Genomic DNA, 13,549 nt, shown 5'->3' with positions numbered 1-13,549 from the left:
GATGTCAACATCGTTCAAAAGATGGCGTCATGTGATCAATGTGGTGGCTCAAATGCTTTGTTCCTGGAGAGCCTGGGTCTTGGGAAAGCTGTGGCGAGGGTAAATCTCCTGCCATCCAGGGACATCGTGGTATCGAGCCCGCTCCGGATGTATGGGGGAAGGCGGACAGGTATGGAAACGGTGACGGCTGCCGAGCTCAGAACCGCCTTGAATGCGGCCCTTGCCCGGCCGCGTCTGTGGCAGGATCTCGCCGATATCGTCCACGCCGGAGCGAGCCGCGACGAGCCGGGCGCGAGGGAACTGGTCCGCGCCTGGGAGGCGGCGGGGGCCTCGGGCCGCGAGCACGCGGGAATCGGCCGACTGGCCGAGGGGTTGGCACGACAGGCGGCGCGACACGGTCCGATGGCACGGGAGTTACGTCACTGGCTGGCCGTCCCCGGCAGGCCGGGAGAGGATCGCGACGGCGCACGACTGCCCGGCCGCGCGGAGAGCGACAGGAGCCGATCACCGGTCGCCGAGGCCGCTCCCGGAACCGGCGCCGGTGCTGCCGCGCGCAACACCGTCAGCGACCACGCGACCGTCACCGGCACGGTCATCCAGGCCCATGGCATCCACGGCGACGTGCACGTCCACACTGCACCTGTCGCTCCCGCCACGCCCGTGCCATCGTCCGCCGACGCGTCAGCTGTGTGTCAACTCCTGCCGGTTCCGGTGCATTTCATCAACAGGGAGCAGGAACTGGCGGCGCTGCACGACCTGGCGCGGCGGGCGCGTGACGCTCCCGGAGTCGCCGTGATCAGCGGACCGGCCGGGGTGGGGAAGACCGCACTGGCCTCCCGCTGGCTGCACGATCTGGCCGCCGAATTTCCCGACGGACAGCTCTACGCCGACCTGCGCGGTCACACCACGGCCGACGAACCGGCCGCCCCGGCGGAGATCCTGGGCCAGTTCCTCAGGTCCCTCGGCGTGACCCAACTCCCTCTGGACCTGAGCGAACTGGCCGCACTCTGGCGTTCCCGTACGTATGGCCGCCGAGTGGCCGTCATGCTCGACAACGCACTCAGCGCCGCCCAGGTGCGTCCTCTGCTTCCCGGCGGCGCGGGCAGTCTGGTCGCCGTCACGAGCAGACTGCGCCTGACCGGACTGAGTATCGACGGCGCCGTCTTTCAGCCGCTCGGAGTGCTGGACTCCGGCGACGCTGTCGAACTGCTCAGCCGAAGAATCGGCGCCGGACGTGTCCGGCGCGAGCCCGAGGCGGCACGGCAGGTCGTGGACCTGTGCGCGGGGCTCCCTCTCGCGGTGTGCGTGGTCGCGGCGAGGATGGCCGTACGTCCCAGGCAGCCCCTCGCGGCCATGGCCGGGGCGCTCGGCCGGGACGGTGTGAGCGGGCTGGAGGCACTGCGCGTCGAAGGCCGGCACGCGGTACGTGCGGCCCTGGACGCCTCCTACCGTCATCTACCACCCGAACTGGCCCTCGGCTACCGCAGGCTGGGGGTCGTACCGGTCACCGTGTTCAACGGTCCGATCGCCGCCGCTGCCTGTGCCGTCGACCCCGGGCAGGCCGACCGGCTGCTGGACGCCCTGGCCGAGACCAACCTGCTGGAGGACCTCGGACCGGACCACACGAGCGGACTGGACCGTTACCGCTTCCACGACCTCGTCCGGGCGCACGCGGGTGACCTCGCGGCCCGCACGGAGGATGCCCGTGACCGCCGGGAGACCGTACGGCGTTTCGTCGACCTCTATCTGGCCACCGCCACCGCCGCCGAGGCTCTCCTGTCGCCCAGCCACCGCACCTTGGCCCGGTGCTACGCCTTCGAGCCCGAACAGCCACCGGCGTTCACCGACGCGGCCGGGGCGCTGAAGTGGCTCGACAGCGAACGGCTGCACCTAATGGTCGCGCTGCGCACCGCGGCGGAACAGGGATGGGACGCCACGGCCTGGCAACTGGCGGACGCCATGTGGCCGCTCTTCCTCCGGCTGCGCCCGTACGACCTCTGGATCACGGCACACGAAATCGGTCTCGCAGCCGCCCGCCGCGACGGCGACCGGGAGGGTGAGAGCCGGATGCTCACCTCCGGCGGGACGGGACTGCGCAACGCGGGCCGCCACGACGAAGCCATCACCTGGTTCGAAGAGGCCAGGGACGCGGCAAGGCGGGACGGCGACGGCAAGGGTGAGGCCCAGGCGCTGCACGGCCTGGGGCAGGCTCACCGGCTCGCGGGCCGGTTGTCGCAGGCCACGCACTTCTTCCGGCGTGCCCTGGTGCTGCGCGAGACCATCGGCCATGAGCGCGGATCCGCTCTCACCAGGCTCTGCCTCGGTGATGTGGCACTGGCCGACGGCCGTCCCGAGCAGGCCCTCCCCCTTCTCGTCCGGGCACGCGCCCAGTTGCTCGCCGTCGACGACCCCTACGACGCGGCACGTGCGCTTGCCCATCTCGCCCGTGCCCGCGCGCGGAGGGACGACTCCGAGCGCGAGCAGGCGGAGCGCGAACTCCTCCAGTCCCTCCGGGAGTTCGAGGAGAGCGGCTCCGTGCACTGGCAGGGGCGGGTACTCGAGATGCTGGGCGACATGGCGGCCGAGGGCGGCGATCCGGCAGGGGCCAGGTACTGGTACGAGCAGTCCCTGGCCCGGTACACACCGGTCAGCGCGGCCGACGTGGGACGTCTGGAGGGCCGTCTGCGTGAACTCGCCGGGCATCGCCGTACCGAGGAGTGACGGCGGCCGGTGGCAGAGGGAGTCCGCCGAGCGACGCCGCGAACTTCTGTGCGCGGCTCCCGGCCGCGGGCGGCAGCGAGGTCGCGGCTGCCTCCGTGCGGAGCCGGGTGGCCGTGGTGCACCCGCCGTCCTCACGTCGGACCACGGCCAGCACACAGCCCGGATAGTTCCTGAGCAACCGCAGGGCCAGCCGCGTCGATTCGGCATACGGACGCGGACGGCCGGCATGGAGCACATCGGCACACTGGCGCCACGCCTCGCTTGCCTGGCCGTCGATGTCGACGGCCAGGGCCCCGCACGTGTCCGCGGTGATCGGCGCGTCGGCCGCGACCACCGGGTGCGCGTACGGTCGGCAGGACCTTGTCATGCCCCGACCTCCGCCCCTTCCGTGCGCTGTCCCAGGGGAGCGGGGAGCGGCAGCGGCTCGATCACCGGGGCGAAGGCCGGCTGGCCGAGTCCCATCATGCGGTACAGCAGCCGTCGCATCCGCTGGTGGAACCGGCCCGGCTCGGACGAGATCCGAGCGGCAATGCGCCGGTACTCCTCGGCGGGGTACTCGGCCGCGGCGTACGCCAACTGTTCCGGAAGGGGATGCGCGGGGGAGAGCGCCGGCGCGATCCGGGCCAGTTCGGTTCCCGGCGACATCGGATTCATGTCCGCCTCCGGGAACCGGGCCAGCAGGATCGCCGCGCGGGTCAGCGTGGCGTACAGGGTGACGGAGCCGTGGTCGCCGATGAGCCAGTCCGCCGCGATCAGGGCCGGTCGCCAGTCGGCTTCCGGAGGGATCACGGTGATCCCGCGTCGGTGGAAGGCGTTGAGCCAGGCTCCCACCTGACGACGGCCGTGCCCTGACCACACATTGGGGTGCACCAGCAGAGCAATGCGGAACTTTTGCTCGGACAGTTCGGACAGCAGCCTCGGCAGCAGCGCGTCCAGTCGATTGAAGGACGAACCGAGCCCCCAGGTGCAGGAGACCAGTACCAGTTTCTGGCCCGGACGCAGCCCCAGGGCGCTGCGGAAGCGCTCGCGCAGCGGCAGACTCGCCGTGATGCGATCGTGGCTTGCGTCGCCTACCACCTTTGCCACCGGCAGTGCCTGGGGGCACCACCGTTCCAGGGCCGCGAGGTCCTCGTGGTGGGCCAGAGCGTACGCCTTCGGGACGACCTTCCCGTCCCACATCAGATAGGAGCGCCCCAGTCCGCCGACGCTGCGGGGCGCACCGGCGGGGCCGTCTGCCGACCGGGACAGTTTCATGTGGCCGATGCCATGCGGCATCCGGAGCAGCGGGGCGCGCAGTTGTTCCATGCCCTGGGAGCCCGCGGCCACCGCCAGGTCGAACGTGGTGCGTATCGCTTCCTCCCACGGCATGACGGTCGGTCCGAGACCGGGGAGCGAGTGGACCGCACCGCTGTTGAACGCGTGCGGGGCGATCGTGAAGGCGACCTGGATTCGCAGATCGGCCTCCAGGAGCGGCAGCAAGTCCCTCAGGCGCTGCCCGTACACCTCGGTGTGCACGACCATCAGGACCTTCTTGCGCCCCGGCAGGGTCAGCCACTGCCCGGGATCGCGCTGTACCGGTGGGGTGCGCGGCACAGGCGCCGCGGCCGGGGCGGGCAGGCGCGCGGGCGTAGGTACCAGCGCCGGAACGGGCGTGGGTGTCAGGTCCACGGACCTCTCCACAGCAGACATCGAATCCCCCGTCGTAGCTTCGGACGTTTCCTTGCCCAGAGTTGCCCGATGAGGTGCGGCGGAGGCTTGCCCGGCGCTTGCCACAACCTTGCTGCCTCCTCATTGTTCTACTAGCATGCGAACAATGGAGGTTTTCATGATGCGTAAGAACGTGGGCCGCGCGACTCTCGTCGTGCTGCCGTTCCTGCTCGCGCTCGGCGTCGATCTGGTGCTGCTCGCTGTCTTCCGTGACCGGCTTCCGGCGCAACTGGCCTCCCACTTCCGGGCTGATGGCCAGGCGGACGGGCACGCCGGGCAGGTCTGGTACGTCGTGACCGGCGTCCTGCTGTTCGCCGTGACCGGTGTGCTGTGGGGCCTCATGGCGACGCGAGGGACGTACTACGGGCGGGAGTACCGGTGGCTGGTCGCCGGTGGATACGCCGTCGCCGGATTCTTCGGCTGGGTGATGGCCGCCGCGCTGATCGCCAACGTGGATGCCGCGGAGAATGCCCAGGGGGAGGCGTACGGCGTCTCGTTCCCGATGTGGCAGCTCGCCGTGGCTCTGGGCGTCGCCGTGGTCGCGGGAGGGCTGGGAGCCGTGCTGGCCGCCCTCGCGCCCGCGCCGGAGCGGCCCGAGGCGACCGAACGGGCCGAGGACGGTGCGCGGATCGCGCTCGCCGACGGGGAGGTCGCCGGATGGGCGCGCAGCGCCGGGGGCTGGTGGCTGCCGGTGATCGCTCTCGGGCTCGTGGTCGTCGGGATGGTGCTGCTGTTCGCCTCGGGCTGGGTCGCCGCGCTGCCTCCACTCATCCTCGGCGCGCTGCTCGCCGTCTTCGCCCGGCCCTACGTGGTGGTGGACCGGCGCGGTATCACCATCTCGGGGATGCTGCCCTGGCCGCGCCTCAAGGTGCCGCTCGACCGGATCGAGTCGGCGACCAGCCGGGACATCAACCCCCTTGCCGAGTACGGCGGCTGGGGCTACCGCATCCGTCCCGGACGGAGCGGTCTCATGATCCGTTCCGGTGAGGGGATCGTGGCGACGCTGGCCGGCGGCCGGGTGTTCGCGGTGACCGTGGACGACTCGGCGACCGGGGCCGCACTCCTCAACACCCTGATCGACCGGCGACAGGCGGAGCGCTGACCATGCTCTTCCGGGTCGATCCCACCTCCACCGTGCCACTCGGCGATCAGATCGCCGCGTCCGTGCGCCGTGCCGTAGCCGAGGGGACGGTGGTACCGGGCGAGCGGCTGCCCGCCGCCCGGGTGCTCGCCGATTCCCTCGGGGTCAACGTCCATACGGTGCTGCGTGGTTACCAACAGCTCCGCGAGGAGGGGCTGATCGAACTGCGCCGGGGGCGCGGCGCGGTCGTCACCGGCGGCGCGTCCCCGCACCGGGCCCGGCTGCAGGAGCGCGTACGGGAAGTCGTCGCGGACGCCCGTGAACTGGGGATGACGGAGGACGAACTGCTGGCCCTGGTCCGTACCGCACTCCACACTCCGTAGGCCCGCAGGGGCCACCCCGTCCTACGAGGTGGCCCCCGGTGTCCCTGGGCGGACGGGTTGCGGTCAGGAGCCGCTGCGCGCGAGTGCGGCCGCGAAGCCGAACTGCCACAGATAGTTCACCTGGCTGCGCTCGTTCGCGTCGGGATACGGGTTGGTGCAGGACGGGCCCGGACCACCGCCCGACATCAGCTCGCTGCACGGACCGGAGTAGTGGTCCGGAAGGCCGAGCACATGACCGGTCTCGTGCGTGGTGACGCGGGTCGAGTCGTACTGCTGGTTCTGCGCGTAGTCGAGGAAGATGTACCCGTTGCCGTGCCCGTCGGTGCTGGCGTAGGAACCACTCGGGTCGTTGCCCTCGTAGTAGGCGAAGTCGGCGTTCGAGCCCTCCTGGAGCCGGACGTTGGAGACGGAGCTGTTCCAGATCTGCGCGCTGTTGGCTATCTGCGTGCGGAAACTCGGAGCGTTGGCCGTGCTGTAGACGATGGTGACCGCCTGGGCGCCGGGGTTCGCCGCCTGCTTCTCGGCGACGGACTTGGCGACCGCCTCGAAGAACGCCTTGTTCGCGGCGGCGTTCTCGTGCGAGCCGGAGTGGGGGGCGTAGCCCGCCTGGGCCGGTGAGGCCGCGGCGGGGGGCGCCGTATGCGCGGGCGTGGAGGCGAGGGCGGGTGCGGTGCCCAGCGCGGCTGCGAGGCCGAAGCCGAGGCCGACCACGGCCGACATGACGGTCCTGGGGTGTCTCATGGGGGGTCTCCTGCCGATTACCTGTCCGATGAACCCGTCCGGTCATCGGACGCGGACGGGGTGCGGTACGGAGAGAGTGTCGGGGAGCGGAGGCCGTGGCGGATGATGTCAACCGGCGATAGCTCCGGGCTATCACCCTCGTCGGCACCTTCGTCGGCGCCCTCGCCAACACTCGCTGGGCGGAGGGCCGTTGATGGCGCCGGGGCATCTGGTGCGCGGGCCGTCCGCCGTCCTACGCTCGACGGCATGGAGCTTGAGGTGAGACACCTCAGGGCGCTCTGCGCCATCGCCGACGCGGGCAGCCTGCACCGAGCGGCCCGCAGGCTGGGCGTGAGCCAGCCCTCCCTGACCACCCAACTGCGACGGATCGAGAACACCCTGGGCGCCGCGCTGTTCAGCCGCGAACGGACCGGCTGCCGACCGACGTTGCTCGGCCTCGCTGTCCTCAGCCGGGCACGTCCCCTGGTCGACGGGATGTCCACCCTGGTCAGCGAGGCGAAGGCGGAGGCGGACGCGGCCCGTGCCTCCGGCCCGCGGCTGCGCATCGGCTGCACGGCGAGCCGGGTCATCGGCGGCTGGCTGCGCAGGCTCCGGATCCGCCTGCCCGGTACGGACATCTCGCTGCGGGTGGACGTCTCGGCCAGCGCGCTGCTGCGTACCGCCGAGGCCGGCGGGCTCGACGTCGCCTTCGTGCACGAGGTCGAGGGATGTCCGCTGATTGTCCCGGACGGCTTGGAGCAGCGGGTGCTTCTGGACCGCGAACCGCAGTTCATCTCCATGGCCAGGGACCATCCGGCCGCCGCCCGGCCCGTGGTCGACCTTGAGGACCTGGCCGCCGACCGGTGGATGGTGGACCCCACGGTGGACGGTGAATGGGACGGGCTGCGAAGGGTGTTCGGTGCGGCGGGCCTCGCGCCGACCGTCCTGCACGGCGACTACCTCACTGCCGCCTCGCTCGTCGTGCTCGGCGAGGCGGTCGCCCCCTGCCAGCCCACCTCCGGGCCGCGCGAGGACATGGCGATCCGGCCGCTGCGCGACGACCCCCTCGCCGTGCGCCTGCTGCTGGTCTCCCGGCCGGGCGCCGCCGACATGGCGACGGTCTACGGCGAGTTGGAGGCGGCCTACCGGGAGGCGGCCCAGCGGGCGGCCGGGTACCACCAGTGGATGCTGCGCAACGACAGCCCGTTCGCCCGCGTGCAGTGAAGGACCGCTGCCCGGCTCCGCCGGGTGGCGGGGAGGGCTTGTGCGGGAGTGGCCTGGTCGCTCCGTCGGGCGAGTTCTGTTCACCGCTGGACCAGCGGCCACATCGGCGGCCACATCGGCGGCCACATCAGCGGCCACGCTGATGGCCCGCAGAACGCGTCGGCGCGGCTAACTTTGGCCCATGACCGAACTGCTGCTGCACCTCACCGAAGGCCCCCTGTGGGAGGCGGCCCGCGGGATCGGGACGTACGAGATGTCCACCCGCGGCCGCACCCTGCACGAAGTGGGCTTCATCCACTGCTCACTGCCGCACCAGCTCACCGGTGTGGCCGAGATGCTGTACGGCTCCGGCAGCCGGGCCGGCACCGGTGACCAGGAACTGGTGGTGCTGGTCATCGACCCCGACCGGCTGCCGGCACCCGTACGCTACGAGCCCGTCGCGCCGGGCGGCGAGGAGTTCCCGCACGTCTACGGACCCATTCCGGTGGACGCGGTCGTGGAGGTACGCCCCTGGCCGCTCAAGGAAGGCGACCCCGCATGACCCCTCCACCCCCCAACGGTCCGGCGGACCCGACAGACCCGGCGGATGCCACGGACCCGGCGGATCCCACGGACCCGGGTGCCCCCATCATCGCTGTCACCGGGGCGAGCGGTGCTGTCGGAGGGCGTGTCGCCCGGCGGCTGGCACGCGCCGGCGTGCCCGTGCGGCTCCTCGGCCGCGATCCGTCCCGGCTGCCGCGACTGCCCGGCGCCGTCGCCGCACCACCCGCCCCCTACGGCGACGGGGAGGCCATGCGCCGCGCCCTCGCCGGGGCACACACGCTGTTCCTCGTCTCGGCGCACGAGAGCCCGGACCGGGTACGCGAGCACACGACAGCCGTGGACGCGGCGGTCGCCGCAGGCGTCGAACGCATCGTCTACGTCTCGTTCCTCGGCGCCGCGCCGGACGCCACGTTCACCTTCGCCCGGGACCACTGGCACACCGAGGCGCACATCCGGATCGCCGAAGTCCGCTGCACCTTCCTGCGCGACAGCCTGTACCTCGCCGGCCTCCCCGCGATGACCGGTGCCGACGGGGTGCTGCGTGGTCCGGGCGGCGACGGCCGGGTCGCTGCGGTGGCGCACGAGGACATCGCGGACGCCGCGACCACCGTGCTGCTGGCCGACACCGGAGGCGTCGACACCCGCCACGACGGGGTCACCTACGACCTCACGGGCCCCGGGGCCTTCACTCTCGCCGAAGCAGCCGAGGAGATCGGACGGGCCGTCGGCCGGACCGTCACCTACGTACCGGAGACCCGCGAGGAGGCCTATGCCTCACGGGCGCAGTACGGTGCCGAAGACTGGGAGGTGGCCGGCTGGGTGACCTCGTACGAGGCCATCGCCGCCGGTGAGATGTCCACGGTCTCGGACGCCGTACCGGCCCTCACCGGACATCCTGCGACGGGTCTGGCCGCCTATCTGAGAGAGCATCCGGAAAGCTACCGGCATCTGCTGATGAAGGACTGACCCCCGGCTCGCCGGTTCTCCGACGTGCGACGCCGGAGAGCCGCACCCGGAAGGGCAGCGGCGGACCGCACGGGACAGGGCACAGGCGCTGGCGCTGGCACTGGCGGCGGAAGGCTGTGCCGGACGCGAGCTGGAAGGCCGTACCGAGAGGCTGTGCCGGACGGGAACTGGAAGGCCGTACCGGGAGGCCGTGCCGGACGGGAACTGGAAGGCCGTGCTGGAAGGCCGTACCGGAGGGGAAGGGGACGCCGGCTGATGCGTACGGAGACTCCGTGGGGCCCCTGGGATCCACCACCACTCGAAGAGGCCGCCCGCCTCTTCGCGCCGCTGCGCGTCCCCTGGTGGATCGCGGGTGGTTACGCGGTCGAACTCGCCGTGGGCCGCCCCTTCCGTGATCACGGCGACATCGACGTACTCCTGCTGCGCCGCGACCAACTCGCCGCCCAGGAGATCCTGGCGGGCTGGCAGTGGTGGGCCGCCGATCCGCCCGGCACCCTGCGCCCCTGGCTGCCCGGCGAGGTCCTGCCGCGCCACGTGCACGACATCTGGTGCCGCCCCGGCCCCGCCGAGCCCTGGCGCATCCAGCTGATGCTCGACGACGCGGAGGGCACCGACTGGCTGTTCCGCCGCGATTCCCGCATCCGTCTCCCGCTCGACCGGATCGGCCGGGTCTCGAAGGACGGCGTCCCGTACCTCTGTCCCGAGGTGCAGCTCCTGTACAAGGCCAAGTCCCCGCGCACCAAGGACGAACAGGACTTCGCGACGGCACTGCCGACCCTCACCCCGGACCAGCGCGCCTGGCTGACCGAGACGATCACCCTGGCCCAGGGCGCCGACCACCCATGGGCCGCGCGACTGCGCGCCCGCCCGTCCGACTGACGCGGCGAGGACGGGGGACGAGGGCGGTCGTCCGCGTCCGGCATCTCATCACGTACGCGTCACATACGTGCCCGACCGTGCCGCCGCGGCAGCCGCCTCGGCGGCGCGGTCCGCCACCGCTTCGTCGAGCGGATCGCCGCTGGCCAGCAGCCGGTAGTAGAGGGGGGCCGAGACGGTGCGGATCACCTCGTCCGCGTCGGTGCCCGCGGGCAGTTCCCCGCGTTCGACGGCAGCGGTGACGCAGCCGGACCACTCCTTGATGCGGAGGGCGTAGAAGCGGTGCAGTGCCTCGGCCGTGCGCTGGTCGCAGGTCGCCGCAGCGATCACGGACTTGAAGAGGGCACCCTGCCGCGGATCGGTGAGGGTGGCGACCACCAGCCGGGCGTTCGCCCTGAGGTCCTCGGTCAGGGAACCCGTGTCCGTACGGGGTGAGGACTGCTCGGCCATGTCGTCGAGCAGGTCGGCGATCAGGCCGGTGGGGGTGGACCAGCGCCGGTAGACGGTCGTCTTGCCGACTCCCGCGCGGCGCGCGACATCGGCGAGGTCCAGACGGTCGAAGCCGTGTTCGGCCAGGGCGTCGCCCGCGGCCCGCAGGACCGATTCACGGACCCGGGCGGTACGGCCACCGGGCCGTACGGTGCCCGGCTCCACACCCTCAGAAGTCATAACGGGTCTCCTGTTCCATTAACGAGCCACTTTCTGCTACGGTGACGCCTGATCTTAACGGAACGATAGTCCCATTAGAACCTCTCTTGAGGAAGGGTCGTCATGTCCGCACCCAGCCGGGCCCCATCTCCCGGCACCACCGAATCTCCCGGCACCACCGAATCTCCCGTCACCACCGACACCATCCCCTCCGCGCCGCCCTCGAAAATCCGCATGACCGGACGGCAGAAACTGGTCCTCACCCTCCTTCTCGGTGCCCAGTTCATGATCGCCGTGGACTTCTCGATCCTGAACGTCGCGCTGCCGGTCGTCGGCGAGGGCCTCGGCTTCTCCCTCTCCCGCCTGCAATGGGTCGCCACCGCGTTCGCACTCGCCGCCGCCGGCTTCACGTTGCTGTTCGGGCGTGTCGCCGATCTCGTGGGCCGCAAGAGGCTGTTCCTGGCCGGCATGGTCGTCCTCGGTCTGTCCTCCGCCCTGGGCGGTCTCGCCACCTCGCCCGAAGTCCTGCTCACGGCCCGGGTGCTGCAGGGTCTCGCCACGGCTGCGGTCACCCCGGCCGGACTCGCACTGCTGACCACGGCCTTCCGGGAGGGCCCACTGCGGGAGCGTGCCCTGGGCCTCAACGGCGCACTGATGTCCGCCGGATTCACCGCCGGTGCCATCCTCGGTGGCCTGCTCACCGATCTGCTCTCCTGGCGCTGGGCGTTCTTCGTCAACGTGCCCGTGGCCGCCCTGGTGGTGGCCCTCGCCCCGGCCACCCTCACCGACTCGCGTCCCGCCCGGCGTCCGCGGCTCGACGTCCCCGGGGCCGTGACGGTCACGGGTGGGCTGCTCCTGCTCGTCCACGGACTGACCCGGGCCGGAGGGTCCGGCTGGACCGCGCCCGCCACCCTGACCGCACTCCTCGCCGGTCTTGCGCTCCTCATCGGCTTCCTGGCCATCGAGAAGAGGGCCGAGGCGCCGCTGGTACCCCTACACATCCTGAAGCGGCGCAGTGTCGTCTGGGGCAACACCGCGGGTCTGATCGCCTTCGTCACCGAGACCTCGCTGGTCTTCCTGCTCACCCTCTACCTTCAGGAAGTCCTCGGCTACTCACCGCTCGCCACGGGTCTCGCCTTCGGCGTCCTGGGCCTCGGCACCGTGCTCGGCGGCGCGTTCGGCGGCCGCGCGGTCGGTCGCTTCGGCAGCCGGACGACCATCGTCACCGGCGGGGTCGTCCAGGCGGTGGCCACCCTCACCCTGGTGGCGCTCGGCACGTCGGGGGCCTGGATATGGCTCCTGCTGGCGGCCACCTTCATCGGCGGCATCGGCAACATGCTGATGATCGTCGGCTTCATGGTCACCGCGACCTCGGGACTCCCGGACGAGGAACAGGGCCTGGCCACCGGTCTCGCCACCATGACCCAGCAGATCGGCATCACCCTGGGCATCCCGGTCATGAGTGCCGTGGTCGCCGCCCGGACGTCCGCTCTCGGCGACACCGGCCCGGAGGGGGTCCTGTCGGGGGTCGCGGCCGCGATCCTGGTCAACTCCGCCCTGGTCCTGATCGGCGCCCTGCTTGCCGGCGCCTTCCTGGGGCCGCGTCACGCAGGGGGCGGCACGCGGCGGTGAGGACGGGCGGGCTGTGCGCGACGGCGCGGCGGTGAGGAGGGGCGGGCTGCGCACGGGGGTGGGAGCGGGCCCAACTGCCGGGCGCCGGGCGTCAGGATGCCGGCGCGCAGAGCCGGAGGGGCAGGGATGCGGAGCCGGTGCGGCCATGCACGGGGAGCCGGCGGGGCGAGGGTGCCGGACGGACCGAACCTCCGTCCGGCGCCCCTGCGCCGTCAGCCCTCGGCGTGCGCTTTCCGCAACGTGGCGATGTCCAGCTTCTTCATGACCATCATCGCCGCGGTGGTCCGGGCGGCCTTTGCCGCGTCCTGGTCGCCGATCAGATCGATCAGCGCTTCGGGGACGACCTGCCAGGAGACCCCGTATCTGTCCTTCAGCCAGCCGCAGGGCCCCTCTTCGCCCCCGTCGGTCAGGCTGTTCCAGTAGTAGTCCACCTCGTCCTGGTCCGAGCAGCGGATCTGGAACGAGATGGATTCGTTGAAGGTGAACTGCGGCCCGCCGTTCAGCCCGACGAACTTCTGGCCGTTGATCTCGAACTCGACCGCCATCGTCGATCCGGCGGGGCCGGGACCTGCTTCGGTGTAGCGGCCGATCCTCCCGAGGCGGGAGTTCTTGAAGACGGAGAGGTAGTACTCCGCAGCCTCCTCGGCCTGTCCGTCGAACCACAGACATGTGGTGAAGCCCTGAGCGGTCATCGCTGTCTCCCGTCCTGAGCGCACGTCCCGTCGTGCGCGCATGTCCACCCATACCGACTGATCCCGTCCCGGAAACTCATCGGTCGCATATATAAGAAAATCGGTACCACCTGCTGGCCGGGAAGAGGCCGGCACGACGCCCCTGTATCGGCCGAACACCGGGAAGGGCCGGCACAGGGGTGTCGTGCCGGCCGAACGCCGGGAGGTCGCGTCGATGGCGGGATCCCGTCGGGCGACACGGCCTGGTGCCGAGTAAACGGTTGGCCCTTCCGGGGAGTTGATCTTACGATCCCGGAACGGGACCGCGCGGTCCCGCAGGCTGCGGAGGCGTGGCAGAGCGGCCCATTGCGATCGGC

The 13,549-nt window shown here is 71.3% G+C and carries 12 protein-coding genes; 8 read left to right on the top strand and 4 right to left on the bottom strand.

The features are described 5' to 3' along the window. The first annotated feature begins 171 nt into the window (after positions 1-171). A complete protein-coding gene (locus ACFVUT_RS06805; RefSeq protein WP_389644228.1) occupies positions 172-2,721 on the top strand; it encodes an ATP-binding protein in 2,550 nt (849 codons plus the stop codon). Between the two features lie 363 nt (positions 2,722-3,084). Here the strand turns inward: ACFVUT_RS06805 and ACFVUT_RS06800 are convergent, their stop codons facing one another. Further along, positions 3,085-4,389 (bottom strand): hypothetical protein, encoded by a 1,305-nt coding sequence (locus tag ACFVUT_RS06800; protein ID WP_389644231.1) that lies wholly within the window; start codon positions 4,387-4,389, stop codon positions 3,085-3,087. Positions 4,390-4,546: 157 nt separating this feature from the next. Here ACFVUT_RS06800 and ACFVUT_RS06795 point away from each other — a divergent pair, with 157 nt between their 5' ends. Continuing rightward, positions 4,547-5,530 (top strand): DUF1648 domain-containing protein, encoded by a 984-nt coding sequence (locus ACFVUT_RS06795; protein ID WP_389644234.1) that lies wholly within the window; start codon positions 4,547-4,549, stop codon positions 5,528-5,530. Between the two features lie 2 nt (positions 5,531-5,532). Continuing rightward, complete coding sequence (locus tag ACFVUT_RS06790) at positions 5,533-5,892, top strand: GntR family transcriptional regulator (protein WP_389644237.1); 360 nt, start codon at positions 5,533-5,535, stop codon at positions 5,890-5,892. 63 nt (positions 5,893-5,955) lie between these two features. Here the strand turns inward: ACFVUT_RS06790 and snpA are convergent, their stop codons facing one another. After that, the gene (gene snpA / locus ACFVUT_RS06785; RefSeq protein ID WP_389644240.1) at positions 5,956-6,633 is read right to left on the bottom strand and encodes a snapalysin; all 678 of its coding nucleotides are present in this window, start codon (positions 6,631-6,633) and stop codon (positions 5,956-5,958) included. Positions 6,634-6,879: 246 nt separating this feature from the next. On the opposite strand from snpA, the gene ACFVUT_RS06780 reads away from it, so the two are divergent. The 4 genes from ACFVUT_RS06780 to ACFVUT_RS06765 all read left to right on the top strand — a co-directional run bounded on the left by ACFVUT_RS06780 (position 6,880) and on the right by ACFVUT_RS06765 (position 10,224). Next, a complete protein-coding gene (locus tag ACFVUT_RS06780; RefSeq protein ID WP_389644243.1) occupies positions 6,880-7,836 on the top strand; it encodes a LysR family transcriptional regulator in 957 nt (318 codons plus the stop codon). Positions 7,837-8,017: 181 nt separating this feature from the next. Continuing rightward, complete coding sequence (locus tag ACFVUT_RS06775; protein ID WP_389644246.1) at positions 8,018-8,377, top strand: DUF952 domain-containing protein; 360 nt, start codon at positions 8,018-8,020, stop codon at positions 8,375-8,377. Further along, positions 8,374-9,345, top strand: a complete 972-nt coding sequence (locus ACFVUT_RS06770; RefSeq protein WP_389644249.1) for an NAD(P)H-binding protein — start codon at positions 8,374-8,376, stop codon at positions 9,343-9,345. Before ACFVUT_RS06775 ends, ACFVUT_RS06770 begins: the two co-directional genes overlap by 4 nt. Before the next feature lie 255 nt (positions 9,346-9,600). Further along, positions 9,601-10,224 carry a nucleotidyltransferase domain-containing protein gene (locus ACFVUT_RS06765; protein WP_389644252.1) on the top strand — a complete coding sequence of 208 codons (624 nt, stop codon included), beginning with the start codon at positions 9,601-9,603 and terminating at the stop codon, positions 10,222-10,224. Positions 10,225-10,272: 48 nt separating this feature from the next. Here the strand turns inward: ACFVUT_RS06765 and ACFVUT_RS06760 are convergent, their stop codons facing one another. Next, positions 10,273-10,890: a TetR/AcrR family transcriptional regulator gene (locus tag ACFVUT_RS06760; protein WP_389644256.1), complete on the bottom strand. Its 618-nt coding sequence runs from the start codon at positions 10,888-10,890 to the stop codon at positions 10,273-10,275. Positions 10,891-10,992: 102 nt separating this feature from the next. On the opposite strand from ACFVUT_RS06760, the gene ACFVUT_RS06755 reads away from it, so the two are divergent. After that, the gene (locus ACFVUT_RS06755) at positions 10,993-12,501 is read left to right on the top strand and encodes an MFS transporter (protein ID WP_389644259.1); all 1,509 of its coding nucleotides are present in this window, start codon (positions 10,993-10,995) and stop codon (positions 12,499-12,501) included. Between the two features lie 212 nt (positions 12,502-12,713). Here the strand turns inward: ACFVUT_RS06755 and ACFVUT_RS06750 are convergent, their stop codons facing one another. Continuing rightward, positions 12,714-13,193, bottom strand: coding sequence for a VOC family protein (locus ACFVUT_RS06750; RefSeq protein ID WP_389644262.1), 480 nt, complete (start codon positions 13,191-13,193; stop codon positions 12,714-12,716). Between the last annotated feature and the right edge of the window lie 356 nt (positions 13,194-13,549).

The sequence above is a fragment of the Streptomyces sp. NPDC058051 genome, assembly GCF_042885475.1.
Taxonomy (GTDB): Bacteria; Actinomycetota; Actinomycetes; order Streptomycetales; family Streptomycetaceae; genus Streptomyces.
The sequence above is the reverse complement of the archived record's forward strand: the minus strand, read 5'-3'. Positions and strand labels throughout refer to the sequence as shown.